The sequence below is a fragment of the Phormidesmis sp. 146-12 genome (assembly GCF_052939495.1).
On sequence record NZ_JBJPHS010000027.1, the window covers coordinates 1 to 19,747 of the forward strand.

A 19,747-nucleotide genomic window follows, 5' to 3' on the forward strand; every position below is an offset into this window, starting at 1 on the left:
GATCGATGGCTTTCTTGTCGATTCCCTCTCCTAAAAATCGTCCGGACTATTGATACAGAAGACGTTTCATCAAGGTTTGTCAGTTGAATACGATGAGACTGTGACCAGTAACGAGATTGAATTTGGTTTCAATCTATCTGGGGAATACTCAGGACGATCAGGAAAGGTAAATTTTCTAGATTGGACACCTGAAGGAGAAGTCAGCGAAGCGATTGTAAGCCATATCTCAGGACGGGTTCCGATTCAGAAAGTCGATATTCACCTCAAATCGTCTGATTTGCTGCGAAGGTTTCTCCCTGACGATTTGAGCCAATTTCCGTCAGAATTTTGTCAGTTAGTGTCCCAAATTCATTCAGCGACTTACAGCGCATCTGGAACAATAACACCCAGTATGAAACTGGCGATCGAGCAGATTTTTAACTGTCCTTTTCAGGGATTGACCAAGCGAATTTATCTAGAAAGTAAGTGTTTAGAACTGATTGCGCTAAAGCTTGATCAACTTTCAGAGGTTCAGCTATCTTCTCCTTCGTTAAAATCGGACGAGCGCGATCGCATTCACCAAGCCAGAGACATTCTGATTCAGCGCGTTGCTTGTCCGCCCTCGCTGATTGAATTAGCGCGGCAGGTAGGATTAAACGATCGTAAGCTTAAACAAGGGTTTCGATCTGTGTTTGGTACAACTGTATTCGGATACCTTTATGAGTATCGAATGCAGCAGGCGGCTCAATTGCTTATGAACAAACATATCAGCGTTAATCAGATTGCACAACAAGTTGGGTACACCAGCCGAGGCGCATTCTACAAAGCATTTAAGAAAAAGTTTGGAACCAGCCCCAGATACGATTGATCAAAAAAGTCCCGCTCGGAGACAGAAAAAGTCCGGTTAAAGGACATAATGTGATTTAAATTGCCTCATCGATCGCTGTACTCTATTGAGAAAGAATTGCAATTCTGAACAAGCAGGGTTGCCGTGTGATGTGAGGAGAAATCATGAGAGTCTACTTGAGTTCCTTGATCGTTATCGGGGGTGCTTTGAGCGCAATCGTGTCAGAGGGTGTCCACGCCAATGAAATTTCAACTGTTAAAGACCGCCCAGCCGTTTCCACCAGCGCTCAAACTCTCCTTGCACAGGCTCCGACTCAGGTGACTGAGATTGAGCTAGAACGCCTACAGGACGGCATCGAACTTATTTTTACTACGGCTGATGGCACTGTTCTTAAAGCCCAGAACCAACGCCGTGAAGGAAACGCGATCGTTGCAGAGATTAATAGTGCTGTCCTGACTCAACCCTTTCAAGCGTCAAACCCGATCGCAGGTATCGCAACCGTCACTGTTAGACAGATCAACCCCACTCAACTGCAAGTTCGCGTTGTCGGAACCGATCGTCCACCTGAACTGGATATCGTCTCGGCTCAATCAGGATTGACGCTAAGTGTGATTCCGGCGACAGATGAAGAGGAAGTCGTAGTCACCGCAACCCGCACCGCAGAACGTCCCGCAGATGTGCCTCGCTCCACCACCGTTCTAAACCGCGCCCAACTTGAGCAGCAAACCAGCATCAATCGCGATTTGCAAACGATTCTCAGCAAGACGATTCCAGGACTTGGAGCTAGCACCGAAAATACCAGCAACTTTGGTCAATCCCTGCGAGGACGAACCCCGCTCGTTTTGGTTGATGGTGTACCCATTACTTCCAACGTCAACACCGATAGCACAGGAGCCGATTTGCGACGATTGGATTCATCTGCGATCGAGCGAGTTGAGGTCGTTCGAGGGCCAAGTGCTATCTATGGCGATGGTGCATCGGGGGGCGTGATTAACCTGATTACTCGTCGTCCTGAAGCAGGTTTCAAGGCAGAAACAGAAGTGAGCGTCAACTCTGACAATTTGCGATCGCGTAGTTTTAGCACGTTTGTTCGCCAAGCGATTTCAGGAACTCAAAACGGAACAGACTATCTGTTTTCATTCTCTGTAGACAGTCTTGCGAAAGCTTTTGATGCTGAAGGCGATCTGATTCCCGCAGCAGGAAGCTTTGTTACTGATGGTAGAACACTCAATGCGTTAGGAAAAGTAGGCTTCCAACTTAGCCCAGAACAACGCCTGCAAGTTAGCGTGAATCAGTTTGACGATCGCTATAAGCAATCTGATAACTATGATCCGATTGTGCTAGACATTCCTGGCATTCAAAAGGCGCGGGCGCTCGATCAGTCCATTAATTTCGTTGATACCACCGATCCTGTTAACCTGGGTACGATCGCAAATTTGGACTACACCCATAACAACGTCTTCAACAGCAAACTGCAAGCACAACTCTACTACCGTCGCACGAGAACTGCGGATGTGTTGTTTGATGCACGCACTTTTGATCCAGAAACCCCTTTGGGCGTTGCTCGATCGGTGGCGACAGCAGAACGCATTGGGGGCAGAGTCCAGTTTGATACGCCGCTCTCGAAAACGTTGAGCTTACTCTGGGGGGTAGATGCTTCTAGTGACGCTAACCGCGCCGATTATGATGTGTTCGATGCGGATGAGTTTGATGCCAGTAGGCGGGTAACGGCTCGGAAAACCAGGAGTGTGATTCGCTTTCCAAAATTCACAATCAATAACTTAGGAATCTTTTCTCAGGCGCAGTGGCAGGTTAGCGATCGCGTTAATCTCAGCGGCGGAGTCCGATATGAGCGGTTTGGAGTGTCGGTACTTGATCAGTTTGTGGCAGGGGAGAACAATGTCACCGCATTCGGAGGTGATAAAACCGTTGATGATTTTGTGTTCAATGCAGGTGCTGTGTATAAGGCAACAAAACAGATTAGTTTGTTTGCTAATTTTGCTCAAGGCTTCTCACTGCCGACGATTGGACGTGCTTTAGTCCGTCCTCCCGAAGGGTTTGATTTCACGCGCGATGTGATCCTAACGGCTCCGCAAAAGGTGAATAACTATGAAATTGGAGTGCGCGGTAACTGGCGAAATGTTCAAGCCTCTCTAGCCGCGTTTTATAGCTTCTCTGAATTGGGGGCATTAACTCAATTGACAGAGACTTCTGTGGAATTATTACGGGCACCGCAGCGAAACTATGGCATAGAGTTGGCGCTTGATTGGCAACCCTTAAAAACCTGGCAATTGGGAGGATCAATCAGTTGGGTCGAAGGCGATCTGAAAAACGATGAAGGGAGTTTCGTTGCCCTCAGTTCATTTGATGTCCAGCCGATTAAACTAACGGCTTATGTAGAGAACGAAACGCTACCGGGATGGCGAAATCGATTGCAGGCGCTTTATATTGGGAGCCGCGATCGCGCTTTCACGGCTAGCATTGATCCAGTTGGAATCGATAGTTACTTCTTGGTCGATTTAGTCAGTAGCATTAAGCTCGGCTCTGGTACATTGAATATTGGGATTCAAAACTTATTCAACAATCAATACATCAATGTGAAAAATCAAATCCTGGGTGGTTTTGATGAAACGTTCAACACGGCTTCTAGGGGAAGAACTATTACAGTCGGTTATCGTTTTACTTGGTAGCAGTTCGATGATAGTTGCTCAATGGGTTCGCGCTCTGACCATTTTTGCACTAACGGTTCTGCTCGTTTGGGGCTGTAGCAGAAGTGTTCCCCCGATCCCGATGCGCGAGGCACCGAAGGATCAACTTCAAAAAATTGCCGTCCTCAGCCCCTATGGATTAGATCTTCTGCTATCTCTAGGAGAGCAGCCTGCTGCCTATGCAGGTGTTTCTGCAAGTCGGCAACCATTCAATCGCCCGATCGAGCAAATCCCTTTTTTAGGCAATCGCGTGACGACGCAGCCAATTAATTTGGGCGATCGCTCTCAACCTTCTTTAGAAGCACTCGCGTTGCTCAAACCGGATTTGATCCTGGGTGAACGATGGCAAGGAACTCAAGGCAAGAATGACCTGTTAACCCAAATTGCGCCAACCGTTCTACTCGACGATCAACACGGATGGCAAAAACCACTTCAGCAAGTTGCTCAAGTGATCGATCGAGCAACCGTCATCCCATTGCTGATGGCTGCGCGAAAGGAGCGTATTACAAAAGCGCGTGAGAAATTAGCTGCGATAACTAACACTCACCCCCGCGTGTTGTTATTGAGTTCTGGAGATCTAGCGAGTGGTTTTTATGCCTTTGGGCAGGAGCGCAGTGTTTATACCGATTTGATTGAAGCATTAGGATTTAGGAATGTTCGCTTAGATGACTCCCGATTCGGAGGCGCAGATGCTCAGATTTCGATCGAGATTTTGCCCCAGATCGAAACTGATATTTTAATTGTGATCGGATGGAACGAAAATGATGCGGATGAGCGTCCTCTAGACTGGCGACAACTACAACAAGCATGGAATCAAATTCCATTGTTAAAGACACTGCCAATCTCTCAAACTGGACAGGTTTATTTTATGGATGCTTATTTGACAATGGTGCGCGGACCCCTTGCTGAAGTACAAATTCTAAATGATTTGTTACAGCAGTTAGCTCCCATCCCTCAAAAGTGAACCCAGAATTCTAGCGAGATCCACACTATAGCAATCCCAAATCACTCGTGAAATGCAGACTTGATCATGCCCCCTAAATCCCCCAAAGTTGGGGGACTTTGAGCCGAGAGACTTCCTAGATTTCAAGACCCATTCCCCAGTTTCAAAGTCTCCCAGAATGGGGGATTTAGCGTCTCAAACTCTTGTGCCGCGATCGCCGATTTCGCTTTACTAAGTTCAGTCTTGAACTGTTCCTGTACAATGGCTTTCATTTTTGCCTCCACTATCAATTGGGCGAGGTTGTGAATTGTTGCAGCTTGAAATAGTACGAAGCCTCTCCAGTCTTGAACAGTCCATACCAGGCTTTCAGAACTGGAGGCTCATAGAGATCTAGCTTCTTGAAGATGTGGTAAGCAAACTCGATCGGCGCGGTTGAGTTTGCCGTAATCACATTGCCAGCCGTAACCGCAGGTTGGTCTTGATAAAGGGCTTCACCTCGATAGCGGGTCGCTTGCAAGTACGCTAGAGCATTGCTGGTGTGAGGTTCTATCATCTAGAATTCCGGCGTGGGCGAGTCCTACGGTTGCACCACAAATCGCTGCAACAGGAATATCTGCTGCTAGGAGTGCTTTGGCTGATTCCAGAATTTCCGAGTTTTCGCCTGCATCCCAAGCTTCACCTCCCGGTAAAATCAGCATCGCTCCAGGTTCGAGTTCGGCAAGGGTAATGTCGGGAAGAATCGTTACACCGCCGATCGTTGTGATAGGCTCAGCATTCAAACCAACTGTTTGTACCTGGTAACGTCCGGGATGTTTTTGCATGTCTGGGTTGTTGATTCCAGCGATCGCAAAACCTGTTTCCCAGTCAGCTAATACCAAATTGATCTTTGAACGCTACAGATCTTGCAGCCCCCTAAGTCCCCCACGAGTGGGGGACTTTGAATGTAGGAGTTCCCCAGAGGTCAAGACTTTTCTAGGTTTCAAAGTCCCCCAGAATGGGGGATTTAGGGGGCGAAGGATCTGTAGCATTAACAGATTGATTTGGTATAAGGTATTGAATACAAAAAGATGAACAATTTGTTTTTTCATTGTCAGACCTCCCATTTCAGGAGTTCGCATCTGGATGTATTGTGGTGCGCCTGCTTCAGAGGTTCACTAGCCAAAAGGATAGGTCTTGGCATAGAGATTTCTGCTAAGGTAAAAGTCTTAATTCTCTGGCTTTCGCGACTGCTTGAGTTCGATTGTTCACCTCTAATTTGCCATAGATGTTGCGAGCGTGCTATTTAACAGCAGCGAGGCTGACAAACAGTTGGTCTGCGATCGCTTGATTCGACATCCCAGTTGCCAGATAGCGGAGTACTTCGAGTTCACGTGCGCTTAATGGTTCAACGAACGGTTGAATGATGGTTGATTCTTTCTCTTCAACTGAGTTAAATATCGTTAACAAACGTTTGGCTGCATCAGCATGAATATCCTGAAAGACAGCTATTTGCAATAACTCTGCCATCGGTTTCCCTTCATCCGAGAATAGACGAATGTATTTTCCTTGACTAGGAATGTTCAGGGCTTGATGGAGGAAATCGAACGATCGCGTGCGATCGCCTTGAGCCTGTAAAACCAACGCCTGTAAAAGCAATGTTTCCATAACCCGAATGGTTCGTCCACCCGCATGAGTAAATTTCTGCAATCGAGTCAGCAATCTCATTGCATCTCGCAGTTGAGCGGGTGATGAATGCTGCTCTTTCTCTTCAAGCTAACAAATTCAAAAATTTGCTAACCGATCGAAATTGAGTGCGATCGACAGCTAAAGCTTCTTGAAATATCGAGCGATCGGTAACAGTCCAAAGCCTGCTTTTTCATAGGTACGACGGGCGGGAGCATGACCGGGATCGCCTCCGGTTTCGACCATTGCGATCGACATTCCAGCTTCTTTCATCCAGGAGAGCGCGAATTCGATCAGAACACTGCCAATGCCTTGACCTTGAACGTCTGGATCGACTGCAACCATATAGATTTCACCCATGCTGTCCTCTGAGTGGAGTTTAACGGCGATAAAGCCTACCGGAGATTCTGCATCAATCGCAATCCAGACATGAGTATCCTCCGCAGTACAGACCGCTTCGACTGCCTTTTGCTGGCTTACCCGCCAACCATCGGGATAAAATGCTCGGTATACTTCAGCGTCCATCGCGTTCTGAATCGACTCAAACACTGGAGTCCAGGTTCGCAGCGAAAGCTGAATGACAGCATCGAGGTGTTGAGCATCATAAGGTTCAATCTGCACTTCCATATCCACTCCAGTTGATGCCAAAAATCCAGCACATCACGTTGGCTTCCTAGAAACAAGTCAATCAATGTCAAGTTAGAATTGCCGTGCCATACTACAAACATAATACAATGTGTTTTTATCAATGGCATTCTAATTGATGCTTGAGCCTATGAAGATGCATGAGGGGGAGGTCGATATTGATGAGTTTCTCGTCAAACGGTTGGTGGCTGCACAGTTCCCCCAGTTCGCCAAATTGCCAATTCATCCAATCCAGTCTACAGGAACGGTAAACGCGATTTATCGGCTCGGCAACCACCTCTGTGCGCGATTCCCGCTCCTGGAGTCATGGGCGCGAGACATCGAGAAAGAGTGGGACTGGCTGCCGAAGCTTGCTCCCCATCTATCGCTGCATGTTCCTGAGCCAGTTGCAAAGGGTCAGCCGACGGGTGAGTATCCCTTTCCTTGGGCAATTTACCGCTGGATTGAGGGGCATTCATATCGAGATGACCTAATTCAGGATGAACGTCAGGCTGCTGCTGATTTGGCGCAATTCCTCATCGAACTCCGCTGCATTGATCCCCTCGGCGCACCGCGAACTGGACGTAGACCACTCCGCGAACTCAATGCAGTGACCTGCGCGGCGATCGAAGCATCACGGGGCGTAATTGACAGCAATGCAGTTGCACTCGCCTGGAAGAGCGCCCTTGAAACGCCACTCTGGGACGGAAGACCCGTCTGGATACACACAGACCTGCTGCGATCGAATCTGCTTGTGAAAGGCGGACGGCTATGGGCGGTGATCGACTTTGGCGGCATCGGTGTGGGTGATCCGGCTGCGGATATTATTGCTGCGTGGAGTGTCTTCAATCCAATTGGGCGATCGGTGTTTCGTGCTGCGCTCGACGTTGACGACGATACCTGGAATCGAGCGCGAGGTTATGCGCTCCACCAAGCCGTGTTGATTATTCCGTACTATGCTGAGACAAACCCTGGATTGGTCACACTCGCGGAACGCACGATCAAAGAGGTACTGACTGACCTGGGATACACAGCACTTGCATAAAATCCTCAGAGACAACGTGTTACAGTTCTTAGTCCAGTCGGAGTCAATTTTGGTATGTACGACGAAATTGCCAGTCTCTATCACCTGGTTTACCCGAATTGGGACGAAGCCATCAAACAGCAGGCGGAAGCATTGAACGGGGTCGTTAGCAATTTCGTCGGTTCAGCACCCCTCTCCATTCTTGATGTTTCCTGCGGCATCGGGACGCAAACCCTGGGACTCGCAGCCCTCGGACATCAGGTAACGACATCTGATTTATCAGCAGCAGCGGTTAATCGGGCGCGCAAAGAAGCAGCAACACGCGGACTTGACGTGACGTTCAAAGTAGCAGATATGCGTCACTGTGCCGAAATTCATGGTTCTGGATTTGATGTCGTGTTAAGTGCTGACAACTCCCTGCCCCATCTCCCTGGCGAAGATGAGATCCGAGTTGCGCTCCAGGGGTTCTACAGGTGCTTGAGGCAAGATGGCGTGGCGATCGTGAGCCTCCGCGACTATCGGACGAATGAAGATCGATCGTCCCCCCAAATGTGGTCTTATGGGTTCCGTTATGACGGCAGCGATCGTTACTTTGTGTTTCAAACGCGGGATTGGAGTGGCGATGCTTACGATGTTGCTATGTACTTCGTGCGGGAAATCAGAGAAGGCGTTCCTGCTCGTGTTACGGCTGGTTTGTCCCGCTACTATGCAATTACCGTCGATCGGCTGATGGCTCTTTTTCGAGAAGTCGGCTTTACAGATGTTCAGCGTTTGGATGGAATTCTGCATCAACCCATCGTTGTGGGTCGTCGTAGTGCCGGATAACAGAGACTCAAAATCTCTCAGAGGTAGTGGCTCGTTTCGAGATTACTCTTGGCGATCGAGGCAATGTTCTCAGAGCGTCGGTTTGCGTGACTCAATATCAAACTAGTGCTAGGTTGTAGTCGATCAGGAAGATTGCGATTGCTGATGATTATTTGGTTGAATGGAGCCTTCGGAGTTGGCAAAACCCAGACTGCCTTTGAGCTACACAGCCGCATTCCGGGTAGCTTTGTGTTCGATCCTGAGCAAATTGGCTTCTCTATTCGCAAAATTGTGCCGTTAGAAATGCATCGAGACTTCCAGGATCATCCCGTCTGGCGTGAGTTTACTTACAAAAGTTTGCGATACGTTGCTGAGAACTTCTCAGGAGTCATCATTGTTCCGATGACAGTCGTCAATCCGCTCTACTATGAGCAAATCGTCGGGGCATTGCGTCTAGAGGGACTACAGGTGTATCACTTTACTTTATTGGCTTCTCGCGAGACGATTCTGCGTCGGTTGCGATGGCGCGGTGATGGCAGCAACTCTTGGGGTGCGCGTCACCTGGATCGATGCTTGAACGCTTTGTCAGACGAAAAGTTCGCAGATCATCTCAATACCGAGGGAAAACCGATTGAAGCGGTTGCAGAGGAAATTGCTTATTCCACAGGTCTTGCTCTCTCACCTCCTTGGCATCCGCTCTTACGTCCTCTAAAGCGGATAGTTGTGCGACTCAATTTTTGGGTTGGTACGGTAGCTTAAAGATCATCTGTTAGTGTTGATCGACTGGCAAAACCATATGATTTATCAGACTTACCAAGTGAGACCGCCGCTCTCGCAATTTGTTGAACTGCTCTGGAGTCGAGAAGGTGAGAACTTACCTAAAGCGCAGTCTCGATTGTTGCCGATCGGTTCGATGGAATTGGTGATCAATCTACATGAAGATAAGATTCCACTATTTGATCGCGATCGTCGTTCAGCTTTGCTGTGCCGAAGGCAACCGCAAATCGGCAGTACCAACGGCATGATGATTTGCGGTACCCATTCTGAAAGCTTCATTATCAACAATGACAGCAAGATATCGATGATGGGCGTACATTTCAAACCGGGAGGCAATGCCCCATTTTTTACGTTGCCTGCGGGGGAGTTGCACAACCAGAGAATTTCATTAAATGAATTATGGCAGGGTCGGGCGACTGAACTGCGTGATCGCCTTCTAGCATTGCCAACCGTAGCAAGCCGCTTTGAGGTTTTGGAGCAATTTTTGCTGATGGTGATGAAACCGCTTGATCGACATGCCGCGATCGCGATGGCATTGCAAGAGTTTAGGAGAGATCCAACCACCAGAGTGAGCGAAGTCACCGATAAAATTGGCTTCAGTACCCGCCATTTCAACCAACTATTCCGAGATCAAGTGGGGCTAACTCCTAAGCTATTTTGTCGGGTTCGGCGCTTACAGCAAGCCCTTGACCTAGCATCCGGCAAAGATCAGGTTGATTGGGCGGACATTGCGATCGCCTGTGGTTATTTCGATCAGTCACATTTTATTCATGATTTTCGGACGTTTGCTAATTGCACGCCCACTGAATACCTGGCACAACGTGGCTTTCATCCCTGCCATGTGGTTTTGCTTGATTAAGGTCATTTTTTTACAATCCTTGCCGATCAATCCTGCATCATAATTTATTAGTTTGTACCAAGGTAATTTATGCAGATTACGGCTTCCGCGATCTCACTCAATGTCGATGATGTCACCGCATCGGCGACCTTCATTAAGCAACATTTTGGCTTCTATGAAGAGATGTCCGCCGATGGCTTTGTATCGCTCTCTAGACCGGATGCTGGCTTTAACCTGATCTTTCTCCGCACTGGACTGGAAACCTTCAAACCGATTCATATGTGCGGACATCGAGTGGATGGGCTACTCATTGTTTTTGTCGTGGATGATATTGATGCGGAATACGCCCGAATCCAAGCAGAAGGTGTGGCAATTACAACCTCGATCGAAACAGAACCCTGGGGAGAGCGGTTCTTTCAAGTCACAGATCCAAACGGTGTTGTCATTCAACTCGTCCAATGGATAACCAAGCCAGTTGCCTAACCATTTAAAAGCGCTAGAATGAAGCACAACTTTTTTATGGACAAAACATCAAACATAGAGATTTACCAACCTTCACAGGCGGGTAAGTATGTGCATGAACCACAAGGGATGGCAACGCTTTACCCGCGATCGACAAAGTGAGATTTTCAATGAACATTAGACGCGATCAGAATCATATTTGCGAATTGCCCACAATGGCTCTTGAATCGGGCTATCACACCCGCTCTGCTCGCGCTGAAGAATTAATACTGCTGTCTCACATCGAACGGTCAGCCGCTAGGTTGTTTCTGGATACGCCCTATGCCTTTTTGGTGGATGCTGATCCATTACCACTAGAGGTTGTGCAGCAGCAATTTCAAGCAGGACGGGTATGGGTTGCGGTGGATCAGTATGGAGCAGTCGTTGGGTATGCGATCGCTTGTGAAGTGGATGGCACGCTCTACCTTCAGCAAATCGATGTTACCCCTGAACACGGGCAGAGAGGGATTGGCTCGGCATTAGTGAATACGGTGTGTGCTTGGGCAAAACAGCAGGGCTATGCGATCGTATCGTTATCAACCTTTCGAGATATTCCCTGGAATGCTCCTTTCTACTCAAAGCTAGGGTTTCGCAATTTTTTGATGGAGATGTTCCGCGATCGACAAGCAAAGGAAAAATAATCTCAAAATGGAAATTTGCAAAGTTACTCAGGATAGTTTTCAAGAGTGGCTAAACTTAGCACTGGAGCTATGGTCGGATTACTCTTCTGCCGAAATGGAAGTTAGTCTCACCAGTCTTCTGCATTCTGATCGAGAACAAGCCGTTCTGGTTAGGAATGAGCAGGGCTGTGCGATCGCGTTTATGAATCTATCGCTACGCTCTGATTATGTTCCAGACGCAACTAAAAGCCCTGTAGCCTACATAGAAGGAATCTATGTCAAAGCTGAATACCGCAATCAAGATGTCGGTAGAACGCTAATTCAGTATGCCGAGCAGTGGGCGCGTGAACAGGGATGTATCGAACTTGCTTTGGATGCCCTTCTAGATAATCCTGCAAGTCATGAATTCTATGCAAAAGTCGGATTTCGAGAAGTGGAACGAGTTGTATTTTTCATTAAGTCAGTTGGTTTACCCAACTAATTATCAAAGTATGAATTGCCAAAGGAGGGAACCTGATGAGTTCATTTGTGCTCCGTTTTCAAGATATTGATAAAACGAAGCTCACAGTCGTTGGGGGTAAAGGCGCAAACCTGGGAGAACTTTCCAAGATTGAAGAAATCCGTGTACCGGATGGCTTTTGTATTTCTACTGAAGCTTTTAAAAGAATCATTGGGGAAACGCCGTCGATTCACGAATTACTGGATCAGTTATTGGTTCTCAAGGTGGAAGACCGGGATAAAATCGCTGAACTGAGTGGTGAGATTCGCAGGGTCATCGAAGCAATAGCCATCCCTGAAGACATTAATAGAGAGATCACCCACGCCCTCTCCAGGATGGGTGAGAAAAATGCCTATGCAGTGCGATCCAGCGCAACTGCCGAGGATTTACCAACCGCCTCCTTTGCAGGTCAGCAGGATACATATTTGAACATTATCGGAAGAGAGGCAATCCTAAAGCATATCAGCAAGTGCTGGGCATCACTATTTACCGATCGAGCAATCATTTACCGCCTGAAAAACGGCTTCGACCACCGTAAAGTTCAGATGTCCGTAGTTGTTCAAAAGATGGTCTTCCCGCAGGCATCAGGAATTTTGTTTACAGCCGATCCCGTCACTTGTAGCAGGAAAGTGTTATCCATTGATGCCAGCTTCGGACTGGGTGAGGCTTTGGTCTCTGGGCTGATGAATGCTGATAACTATAAAGTGTGTAACAGCAAGGTTATCGATAAGAGGATATCCACCAAGAAACTGGCGATTTATGCCTTAAAAGATGGCGGTACGAAAGAACAGGAGATTGAACCTGAGAGACAGAATCGGCAAGCGCTGACGGATGAGCAGATTTTACAGCTTGAGCGCATCGGCAGAAAGATCGAAGAACATTTTGGCTGTCCCCAAGACATCGAATGGTGTTTGGTTAATGATACGTTTTACATTGTTCAGAGTCGTCCAATCACGACTTTATTTCCGATTCCTGAAGCGAACGATCGAGAAAATCATGTCTATGTCTCTGTCGGTCACCAACAAATGATGACCGATGCCATGAAACCATTGGGAATCTCTTTGTGGCAGTTAACAGCCGCGCGACCCATGTTTAACGCTGGTGGAAGGTTGTTTGTTGATGTTACAGATATGCTGGCTTCACCTGCTGGCAGAGAAACGATATTAAATGTCCTGGGAAAAGCCGATCCGCTCATCAAAGACGCACTGACGACCCTCATAGAGCGAGGAGATTTTATCAAATTGTTGCCTGATCAGCAAGAACAGAGTGCTGGTGAAAGCAATCAAGGGAGGTCGGTTGCAGATTTTCAAACACTAAACGAATACGATCCAGCGATCGTTGCTGATTTGATTCAGCGTAGTCAAACATCAATAGCAGCGTTAAAACAAAATATCCAATCGAAATCAGGATCAGATTTATTTGATTTTATTCTGGAAGATATCCAGCAATTAAAGAAGATACTGTCTGATCCACAAAGTTTTGGTGTGATCATGACTGCTATGAATGCTTCATCATGGATCAATGAAAAAATGAACGAATGGTTAGGTGAGAAAAATGCAGCAGACACACTTTCTCAATCTGTGCCAAACAATATCACTTCGAAAATGGGTCTGGCGCTATTGGATGTCGCAGATGTGATTCGTCCTTATCCAGAAGTAATGGAGTATTTACAACGTGTAGAAGATGACAACTTTCTGGATGAACTGATTGAGTTTGAGGGTGGACAGGAGACCAGGGACGCGATCGCTGCTTTTCTCAACAAATACGGAATGCGATGTGCAGGTGAGATCGACATTACTAGAACCCGTTGGAGCGAGAAACCAACGACACTCATCCCCATCATTCTCAGTCATATCAAAAACTTTGAGCCTAGTGAAAGCGATCGCAAATTTGAGCAAGGACGACAGCAGGCTTTGAGCAAAGAACAGGAGTTATTAGAACGATTGCAGCTATTACCGGAGGGTGAACAAAAAGTCAAAGAAACAAAACGAATGATCCGCCTCATCCGAAATTTCATCGGTTATCGGGAATATCCAAAATACGGCATGGTTAATCGCTACTTCGTTTATAAGCAGGCTTTACTGAAAGAAGCTGAACCACTCGTACAAGCAAACGTGATTCCTGAAAAAGAAGATATTTACTACCTCACTTTTGAAGAACTTCGCGAAGTCGTACTCACAAATAAACTGGATCACCAAATCATCAACAAACGAAAAGACGAGTACAAACTACATGAAAAACTAACTCCCCCACGGGTAATCACGTCTGATGGCGAAATCATTGCAGGGGAGTACAAACGAGAAAATCTCCCAGCTAAAGCGATTGTAGGTCTACCTGTTTCTGCCGGAGTGATCGAGGGACGCGCACGGGTCATCTTAAACATGGAAGATGCCGATCTAGAAGATGGAGATATATTAGTTACCTCCTTCACTGACCCTAGCTGGACACCCTTATTTGTATCCATCAAAGGTTTAGTCACCGAAGTGGGTGGACTGATGACACATGGAGCAGTGATCGCCCGTGAATATGGCTTACCAGCCGTTGTGGGAGTCGAAAATGCGACCAAACTGATCAAAGATGGGCAACGAATCCGTGTACAGGGAACAGAAGGGTATGTAGAAATCCTAACTCAAGACGTTAAGACTGAACTTCGCGCAGCCGACGATCGAGAAACCGACGTTCGCTCTCATTCGTGACAAGTGCGAGTGCTTGCATGTAGCTTTGGGCGGCGGCTTCTAAGGCTCCAACCCGACGCAGTAAATCGGCTCGTGCGGCGTGAAACAGATGGTAATCGTCGAGTTCAGGGGCAAGTGCATCAATGAGTTCCAGTGCCGCTTGAGGACTCTCGACCATCGCGGGAGCTTCGCTGTTGCTGAAGGCAATCGCAACCGCCCGATTCAAGGACACGATCGCAGAAGGTTGTAAGCGCTCCAGGACATCATAGAGCCGAACAATCTGCGCCCAGTCCGTCTCTTCTGCCCGTGCGGCTTGACAATGGAGGGCAGCGATCGCAGCTTGTACAGCGAACGGACTCGGTTCGCCCCGCAGCGCTTCCTCAACTAGCGGGAGTGCCTCACCAATTTGGCGTTGATTCCAACGAGAGCGATCCTGATCTTCGAGCAGAACGAGATCGCCTGCCGCATCAAGACGGGCATCGCGGCGAGCGTCGTGTAGCAGCATGAGGGCGACCAGTGCGGTCACTCCTGCGGGCGGTTGCGGTGTCATTAATTTCCGCACCAGTTTCCCCAACCGGATGGCTTCGGCACACAGATCGGCTCTCACCAGTTCGCCTTTTGTCGCAACATACCCTTCGTTAAAAATCAAATAAATCACCGTCAGCACTGCATCAACTCGCTCAGGCAGGTGAGACAGATCTGGCACACTGTATGGAATCCCTGCATCTCGAATCTTGCGCTTGGCACGGACTAACCGTTGTGCCATCGTTGTTGGGGGTACAAGAAAGGCGCGGGCAATCTCATCGGTTTCCAGTCCGCCCAACATTCGCAGCGTCAGCGCCACCTGAGCCTCGACCGCTAATGCCGGATGACAGCAGGTGAAGATCAGCCGCAAGCGATCGTCGAGAATTTCATCACTATCGTAGGTCGGTTCCTCGCTTGAGGGAATTAACCCCGATGCTGCGTACCATTCTAGTTTTTCGGTCAGTCGGGTTCGGCGGCGGAGGCGATCGATCGCTTTGTAGCGGGCTGTTCGGATGATCCAGGCACGAGGAAGATCTGGAATGCCGCTAGAGTGCCACTGATTCACAGCGGCGATAAAGGCTTCCTGTGCCGCTTCTTCAGCCACATCGAAATCCCCCAATAACCGGATCAGCGTGGCGATAATTCGACCCCATTCAGCACGATAAACGGAGGTGATTGCTTGGGTGACATCTGACTTTGCGTTTGAGTTCATACCGAATCATCAAAATTTTTGGGCAAGGTGTCGATCTGAGCAGTCTCCGTTCGACTGATTGACAAAGGGAAGCAACGGAGGTGAAACTTGATCGTACTATATAGTACATTTGATCGCATTCGATGATAAAAGTTTTCTGTAAGGTGTCGATCTGAGTCAACGCCGTTCGACTCACTGATAGAGGAACACAAAAGGGGCAATTGATATGAAACGAGACAAATCAACCCTGGAGGAATCATGAGAAAACTCAAACTGCAAATGCAAATTACCGTTGACGGCTTTGTTGCAGGCTCGGAGGGTCAGTTAGACTGGATGGCCCTAGGTCAGTTGGATTCGACCTCGGATGAAAGACTCCATTCTTTCATCAACTATCTCACGGATACGAGCGACACGATTTTGCTCGGCAGGAAAATGACCGAGGGTTTTATCAAGTACTGGGAGCAGGTGACAACTCAACCAAATAGCCCTGAGTACTCGTTCGCTCAAAAAATGGTGAGCATTCCCAAAGTGGTGTTCAGTAAGACTGTTGACCGGGTGGATGGGCAGAATGTCCGAGTAGAAAATGGTTCGATCGTTGAAGCGGTCAACCGCCTCAAGAATCAAGCGGGCAAAGATATCCTCGTGTATGGCGGCGCAACGTTTGTTTCCTCACTGCTCGAAAACAGGTTAATTGACGAGTTGAATCTCTTTGTCAACCCTGTGGCGATCGGAAACGGGATGCGGGTGTTCACAGGTCGCGAGCCTCTGAAGCTAACAAACTCTACTGCTTACACAGACGGCATTGTGGTTAACACTTACGAACCCCAATAGCCTTTTTGGTGAAACCATTTCCATCCTGCTAAAAAAGGAAATCATCATGACAACCACACAGAAAATCACCCCCTGCCTCTGGTTTAACTTTAATGCGGAAGAAGCAGTCAACTACTACCTGAGCATTTTCAAGAACAGCAAGATTTTGGAGGTTTCGCACTACGGCGATGCCATGCCCGAACACAAAGGCAAAGTGCTTACCCTGCTCTTTGAGATTGAAGGGCAGCAGTTTCAGGCACTCAACGGCGGATCAGAATTTCCATTCACCGAAGCCATTTCCCTCAGTGTGGACTGCGAAACACAAGAAGAAGTTGACACGCTGTGGAGCAAGTTGTCCGCAGGGGGAAGTGAAAGTCAATGTGGCTGGCTGAAAGACAAGTTCGGACTGTCTTGGCAAATCGTGCCGCGATCGCTCACGGAAATGCTCAAGGACAAGGATGCCGACAGAGCAACCCGCGTCATGCAAGCCATGTTCACAATGAACAAGATTGATATTGCTCGCTTGCAGCAAGCCTACAACCAGAACGAGGGAGATTAATCGATGAAATATATCCTGCTAATTTACATGGCAGAAGATGCTTTGAGTGAAATCGAACGAGAACGCTGTTATGTAGAATCCGCACAGCTTGCTCAAGCCCTCCATGCTAAGGGACAGTTTCTCTCTACTGCCCCGCTCCACTCGATCGCAACAGCCACGAGTGTCCAGGTTCGCAACGGTAAAAGTCTTGTGACTGACGGGCCGTTTGCTGAAACGCGCGAACAACTCGGCGGGTTTTTCTTGATTGATGCCCAGGATCTTGATGAAGCGATCGCGATCGCCACTCAGATTCCTGGAGCAAAAGTCGGCACGGTCGAAATTCGTCCTGTCATCGAGGTTGCAGGCTTGCCAAACTAACATCTCAAGCCGCTTTCACACTCAGTTCTTAATCCAATTCCTGAATCAAAAGGAGTACGTCATGAAACTCAATCCTTACCTCATGTTCAACGGCAACTGTGAAGCAGCGTTCAAGTTTTATGAACACTGTTTCGGCGGCAAAATTGTCATGATGATGACTCACAAGGAAGCCCCCTCAGCAGAACAGGTGCCCGTTGAATGGCACGACAAGATCATGCACGTTTGCCTCGATTTAGGTGAGCGTCTCTTGATGGGATCAGATAGTCCACCGAGCTATTTTGAACCCCCTCAAGGCTTCTATGTGCAGATCAGCATTGACGAACCTGTTGAGGCAGAACGGATTTTTTACGCTCTAGCAGAAAACGGGATCGTCAGGATGCCCTTTGAGCAAACTTTCTGGGCATTTCGATTCGGGATGTTAGTCGATCAATTTGGTACGCCGTGGATGGTGAACTGCGAGAAGGATGCTTGACTCGTCATCTTTTAGGAACTGAGGTGGATTGCACCTCCACAATGATTCATTAAATGGAGATAAAACGATGGAGACAACTCAAACCCAACAAGACTCAACCCTGCATAATGAACCACAAAAGGAACATCAGTGGCTTCAAAAACTTGTCGGCGAGTGGACGTATGAAACCGAAGTAACAATGGGATCAGATCAGCCTCCCGAAAAAGCAACGGGAACTGAGCATGTGCGATCGATCGGTGGACTTTGGGTACTCGCTGAGGGGCAAGGTGAGATGCCAGGATGTGGTCATGCGACAACCCTAGTGACGCTTGGTTATGACCCGCAGCAACAGCGATACGTGGGCACCTGGATTGGGTCAATGATGACTTATCTTTGGCAGTACGAAGGTGAACTGAGCGCAGATGAAACGATGCTCACGCTCTATTCCGAGGGCCCAGCCATGACGGGCGATGGAAAGATGGCAAAATACAAAGATGTGATCGAATTCAAAAGCGACGATCATCGGATCATGACTTCTCATGCATTGAGCGATGACGGGCAGTGGCATCACTTCATGACCATAAACCATCAGCGGCAACGATAGCGCAAGCCACCTTAGAAGAAGTGAACTGAGGCACACAGAATATTGACGATCGCAGCGTGAATCCACGACAACGAATTGGTATGGGTATGAAAATCTTGGTTACAGGCAGTGCGGGGCATTTGGGTGAAGCGTTGGTTCGTACCTTACAAAACACCCAGCATGATGTCGTTGGCATTGATCTGATCAAGACGGACTTTACCCGTACCATTGGTTCTATCTGCGATCGCGATCGGGTCAAACAATGCCTGAAAGGGGTGGATGCCGTCCTTCATACCGCGACTCTACCAAACCTCATGTCTCGACCCATAGTCGCCAAAGCTTTGTGGACACTAACATCACAGGGACGCTCAATCTTCTGGAAGAAGCTGTGGCAGACAGTGTACAAGCTTTTATCTTCACTAGCACAACCAGCACCTTGGGTAGCGCGCTCACACCGCCTGCCGATGCGCCTACGGCTTGGATTACCGAGGACGTGATGCTTATTCCCAAAAACATCTATGGTGTGACCAAGACTGCCGCAGAAGATTTGTGCCAACTGGTTTACCGGAATCAACGTCTCCCTTGTCTCGTTCTACGAACCTCGCGGTTTTTTCCAGAAGAAGACAATCACCTAGAAACGCGACTGGCTTACCCGGATAGTAACATCAAGGCAAACGAATTGCTCTATTGCAGAGTAGATCTAGAAGACGTGGCGAGTGCCCATCTCCTTGCCCTTGAGAAAGCTCCAGCGATCGGCTTTGGTCGCTATATTATCAGTGCAACCACCCCTTTTACCCCGCATGGCCTATGGAATTTACGAACGAATGCCCCGATCGTTTGCATCTCTTGTTCCCTGACTTCGTAGAGAATGCTCGCCGCTTCTCGGATGTAGGCTTTCAGTCGGGCTTGTTGGTCGGGAGTCATTGCCTCTACTCCTAAAATGAGAACCCGTTCACTTTATGCCATCCGATTCAGATTTGCACAGTTGGGATGCTCCCGCTGGCACTGGGTCGGCTTATGTAAAATGATTAAGTAAATGCTTAACTGATTCCAGAGTAATTAAGCATTCACTTAAATAGACTTCCTGCATGAATACCTGGCGATTGAAATCGCTGCTATCAGAACAAAGTCCACCTCCGTGGACTAACGGTTAAAATCGCCTCTTTAGTGTGCGAAGGCACACTTTGCTCTTGTAGCCCCGACTTTAGTCGGAGGGCATCTATGATTCGTGCAGGAAGTCTAATGTTAAGGGAGTTCAACAAGTTGGGAG

Annotated in this window: 23 protein-coding genes and 1 pseudogene; 18 read left to right on the plus strand and 6 right to left on the minus strand. The window is 48.1% G+C overall.

What is annotated here, in order from left to right; translation table 11 throughout:
• Positions 1 to 100: 100 nt before the first annotated feature.
• The 3 genes from ACKFKF_RS13325 (at position 101) to ACKFKF_RS13335 (ending at position 4,498) form a co-directional block, all read left to right on the plus strand.
• Positions 101 to 847, plus strand: a complete 747-nt coding sequence (locus ACKFKF_RS13325; protein WP_446868146.1) for a helix-turn-helix transcriptional regulator — start codon at positions 101 to 103, stop codon at positions 845 to 847.
• 143 nt (positions 848 to 990) lie between these two features.
• Positions 991 to 3,516: a TonB-dependent receptor domain-containing protein gene (locus tag ACKFKF_RS13330; protein ID WP_446868147.1), complete on the plus strand. Its 2,526-nt coding sequence runs from the start codon at positions 991 to 993 to the stop codon at positions 3,514 to 3,516.
• A gap of 7 nt (positions 3,517 to 3,523) precedes the next feature.
• Positions 3,524 to 4,498 carry an iron-siderophore ABC transporter substrate-binding protein gene (locus ACKFKF_RS13335; RefSeq protein ID WP_446868148.1) on the plus strand — a complete coding sequence of 325 codons (975 nt, stop codon included), beginning with the start codon at positions 3,524 to 3,526 and terminating at the stop codon, positions 4,496 to 4,498.
• A gap of 122 nt (positions 4,499 to 4,620) precedes the next feature.
• Here the strand turns inward: ACKFKF_RS13335 and ACKFKF_RS13340 are convergent, their stop codons facing one another.
• The 5 genes from ACKFKF_RS13340 to ACKFKF_RS13360 form a co-directional block, all read right to left on the minus strand.
• Positions 4,621 to 4,749 (minus strand): hypothetical protein, encoded by a 129-nt coding sequence (locus tag ACKFKF_RS13340; RefSeq protein WP_446868149.1) that lies wholly within the window; start codon positions 4,747 to 4,749, stop codon positions 4,621 to 4,623.
• A gap of 14 nt (positions 4,750 to 4,763) precedes the next feature.
• Entirely contained in the window at positions 4,764 to 4,994 is a 231-nt protein-coding gene (locus ACKFKF_RS13345) for a hypothetical protein (RefSeq protein ID WP_446868150.1), read from the minus strand.
• Positions 4,969 to 5,355, minus strand: a complete 387-nt coding sequence (locus ACKFKF_RS13350) for a DJ-1/PfpI family protein (RefSeq protein ID WP_446868151.1) — start codon at positions 5,353 to 5,355, stop codon at positions 4,969 to 4,971. The genes ACKFKF_RS13345 and ACKFKF_RS13350 overlap by 26 nt, the downstream gene beginning before the upstream one ends.
• Positions 5,356 to 5,755: 400 nt before the next feature.
• Positions 5,756 to 6,193, minus strand: coding sequence for a LuxR C-terminal-related transcriptional regulator (locus ACKFKF_RS13355; RefSeq protein WP_446868216.1), 438 nt, complete (start codon positions 6,191 to 6,193; stop codon positions 5,756 to 5,758).
• 87 nt (positions 6,194 to 6,280) lie between these two features.
• Positions 6,281 to 6,787, minus strand: coding sequence for a GNAT family N-acetyltransferase (locus ACKFKF_RS13360; RefSeq protein ID WP_446868152.1), 507 nt, complete (start codon positions 6,785 to 6,787; stop codon positions 6,281 to 6,283).
• 127 nt (positions 6,788 to 6,914) lie between these two features.
• Between ACKFKF_RS13360 and ACKFKF_RS13365 the strand changes: the two genes are divergently transcribed.
• The 8 genes from ACKFKF_RS13365 to ppsA all read left to right on the plus strand — a co-directional run bounded on the left by ACKFKF_RS13365 (position 6,915) and on the right by ppsA (position 14,522).
• Complete coding sequence (locus ACKFKF_RS13365) at positions 6,915 to 7,808, plus strand: aminoglycoside phosphotransferase family protein (protein WP_446868153.1); 894 nt, start codon at positions 6,915 to 6,917, stop codon at positions 7,806 to 7,808.
• A gap of 54 nt (positions 7,809 to 7,862) precedes the next feature.
• Positions 7,863 to 8,612, plus strand: a complete 750-nt coding sequence (locus tag ACKFKF_RS13370) for a class I SAM-dependent methyltransferase (RefSeq protein WP_446868154.1) — start codon at positions 7,863 to 7,865, stop codon at positions 8,610 to 8,612.
• A gap of 144 nt (positions 8,613 to 8,756) precedes the next feature.
• The gene (locus tag ACKFKF_RS13375) at positions 8,757 to 9,350 is read left to right on the plus strand and encodes an AAA family ATPase (RefSeq protein ID WP_446868155.1); all 594 of its coding nucleotides are present in this window, start codon (positions 8,757 to 8,759) and stop codon (positions 9,348 to 9,350) included.
• Between the two features lie 37 nt (positions 9,351 to 9,387).
• Positions 9,388 to 10,227, plus strand: coding sequence for a DUF6597 domain-containing transcriptional factor (locus tag ACKFKF_RS13380; protein ID WP_446868156.1), 840 nt, complete (start codon positions 9,388 to 9,390; stop codon positions 10,225 to 10,227).
• Positions 10,228 to 10,296: 69 nt separating this feature from the next.
• Positions 10,297 to 10,689: a VOC family protein gene (locus ACKFKF_RS13385; RefSeq protein ID WP_446862603.1), complete on the plus strand. Its 393-nt coding sequence runs from the start codon at positions 10,297 to 10,299 to the stop codon at positions 10,687 to 10,689.
• 149 nt (positions 10,690 to 10,838) lie between these two features.
• A complete protein-coding gene (locus ACKFKF_RS13390; RefSeq protein WP_446868157.1) occupies positions 10,839 to 11,348 on the plus strand; it encodes a GNAT family N-acetyltransferase in 510 nt (169 codons plus the stop codon).
• A gap of 7 nt (positions 11,349 to 11,355) precedes the next feature.
• A complete protein-coding gene (gene aac(6') / locus ACKFKF_RS13395) occupies positions 11,356 to 11,808 on the plus strand; it encodes an aminoglycoside 6'-N-acetyltransferase (RefSeq protein ID WP_446868158.1) in 453 nt (150 codons plus the stop codon).
• A 35-nt stretch (positions 11,809 to 11,843) separates the two neighbouring features.
• Positions 11,844 to 14,522, plus strand: a complete 2,679-nt coding sequence (gene ppsA, locus ACKFKF_RS13400; protein WP_446868159.1) for a phosphoenolpyruvate synthase — start codon at positions 11,844 to 11,846, stop codon at positions 14,520 to 14,522.
• Here the strand turns inward: ppsA and ACKFKF_RS13405 are convergent.
• Positions 14,464 to 15,738 (minus strand): RNA polymerase sigma factor, encoded by a 1,275-nt coding sequence (locus ACKFKF_RS13405; protein WP_446868160.1) that lies wholly within the window; start codon positions 15,736 to 15,738, stop codon positions 14,464 to 14,466. The genes ppsA and ACKFKF_RS13405 overlap by 59 nt on opposite strands.
• 237 nt (positions 15,739 to 15,975) lie before the next feature.
• On the opposite strand from ACKFKF_RS13405, the gene ACKFKF_RS13410 reads away from it, so the two are divergent.
• The 7 genes and pseudogenes from ACKFKF_RS13410 (at position 15,976) to ACKFKF_RS13440 (ending at position 19,342) form a co-directional block, all read left to right on the plus strand.
• Positions 15,976 to 16,548, plus strand: a complete 573-nt coding sequence (locus ACKFKF_RS13410) for a dihydrofolate reductase family protein (protein ID WP_446868161.1) — start codon at positions 15,976 to 15,978, stop codon at positions 16,546 to 16,548.
• Between the two features lie 46 nt (positions 16,549 to 16,594).
• The gene (locus tag ACKFKF_RS13415; RefSeq protein WP_446868162.1) at positions 16,595 to 17,086 is read left to right on the plus strand and encodes a VOC family protein; all 492 of its coding nucleotides are present in this window, start codon (positions 16,595 to 16,597) and stop codon (positions 17,084 to 17,086) included.
• Positions 17,087 to 17,089: 3 nt separating this feature from the next.
• Complete coding sequence (locus ACKFKF_RS13420) at positions 17,090 to 17,443, plus strand: YciI family protein (RefSeq protein WP_446868163.1); 354 nt, start codon at positions 17,090 to 17,092, stop codon at positions 17,441 to 17,443.
• Positions 17,444 to 17,504: 61 nt separating this feature from the next.
• On the plus strand, positions 17,505 to 17,915 hold the full coding sequence (locus ACKFKF_RS13425) for a VOC family protein (RefSeq protein WP_446868164.1): 411 nt from the start codon (positions 17,505 to 17,507) through the stop codon (positions 17,913 to 17,915).
• Between the two features lie 67 nt (positions 17,916 to 17,982).
• Positions 17,983 to 18,498 carry a DUF1579 domain-containing protein gene (locus tag ACKFKF_RS13430; protein ID WP_446868165.1) on the plus strand — a complete coding sequence of 172 codons (516 nt, stop codon included), beginning with the start codon at positions 17,983 to 17,985 and terminating at the stop codon, positions 18,496 to 18,498.
• Between the two features lie 86 nt (positions 18,499 to 18,584).
• Positions 18,585 to 18,722, plus strand: a pseudogene (locus ACKFKF_RS13435) (NAD-dependent epimerase/dehydratase family protein); the annotation flags it as partial.
• A gap of 17 nt (positions 18,723 to 18,739) precedes the next feature.
• Positions 18,740 to 19,342 carry an NAD-dependent epimerase/dehydratase family protein gene (locus tag ACKFKF_RS13440; protein ID WP_446868166.1) on the plus strand — a complete coding sequence of 201 codons (603 nt, stop codon included), beginning with the start codon at positions 18,740 to 18,742 and terminating at the stop codon, positions 19,340 to 19,342.
• Positions 19,343 to 19,747: the final 405 nt, after the last annotated feature.

Excerpts from the sequence above, each read along its gene's own strand:
- ACKFKF_RS13330 (WP_446868147.1), top strand. The coding sequence starts at position 991 with ATGAGAGTCTACTTGAGTTCCTTGATCGTTATCGGGGGTGCTTTGAGC.
- ACKFKF_RS13335 (WP_446868148.1), top strand. The coding sequence starts at position 3,524 with ATGATAGTTGCTCAATGGGTTCGCGCTCTGACCATTTTTGCACTAACG.
- ACKFKF_RS13340 (WP_446868149.1), bottom strand. The coding sequence starts at position 4,749 with ATGAAAGCCATTGTACAGGAACAGTTCAAGACTGAACTTAGTAAAGCG.
- ACKFKF_RS13365 (WP_446868153.1), top strand. The coding sequence starts at position 6,915 with ATGAAGATGCATGAGGGGGAGGTCGATATTGATGAGTTTCTCGTCAAA.
- ACKFKF_RS13370 (WP_446868154.1), top strand. The coding sequence starts at position 7,863 with ATGTACGACGAAATTGCCAGTCTCTATCACCTGGTTTACCCGAATTGG.
- ACKFKF_RS13375 (WP_446868155.1), top strand. The coding sequence starts at position 8,757 with ATGATTATTTGGTTGAATGGAGCCTTCGGAGTTGGCAAAACCCAGACT.
- ACKFKF_RS13380 (WP_446868156.1), top strand. The coding sequence starts at position 9,388 with ATGATTTATCAGACTTACCAAGTGAGACCGCCGCTCTCGCAATTTGTT.
- ACKFKF_RS13385 (WP_446862603.1), top strand. The coding sequence starts at position 10,297 with ATGCAGATTACGGCTTCCGCGATCTCACTCAATGTCGATGATGTCACC.
- ACKFKF_RS13390 (WP_446868157.1), top strand. The coding sequence starts at position 10,839 with ATGAACATTAGACGCGATCAGAATCATATTTGCGAATTGCCCACAATG.
- ppsA (WP_446868159.1), top strand. The coding sequence starts at position 11,844 with ATGAGTTCATTTGTGCTCCGTTTTCAAGATATTGATAAAACGAAGCTC.
- ACKFKF_RS13405 (WP_446868160.1), bottom strand. The coding sequence starts at position 15,738 with ATGAACTCAAACGCAAAGTCAGATGTCACCCAAGCAATCACCTCCGTT.
- ACKFKF_RS13410 (WP_446868161.1), top strand. The coding sequence starts at position 15,976 with ATGAGAAAACTCAAACTGCAAATGCAAATTACCGTTGACGGCTTTGTT.
- ACKFKF_RS13415 (WP_446868162.1), top strand. The coding sequence starts at position 16,595 with ATGACAACCACACAGAAAATCACCCCCTGCCTCTGGTTTAACTTTAAT.
- ACKFKF_RS13420 (WP_446868163.1), top strand. The coding sequence starts at position 17,090 with ATGAAATATATCCTGCTAATTTACATGGCAGAAGATGCTTTGAGTGAA.
- ACKFKF_RS13425 (WP_446868164.1), top strand. The coding sequence starts at position 17,505 with ATGAAACTCAATCCTTACCTCATGTTCAACGGCAACTGTGAAGCAGCG.
- ACKFKF_RS13430 (WP_446868165.1), top strand. The coding sequence starts at position 17,983 with ATGGAGACAACTCAAACCCAACAAGACTCAACCCTGCATAATGAACCA.
- ACKFKF_RS13440 (WP_446868166.1), top strand. The coding sequence starts at position 18,740 with ATGCCTGAAAGGGGTGGATGCCGTCCTTCATACCGCGACTCTACCAAA.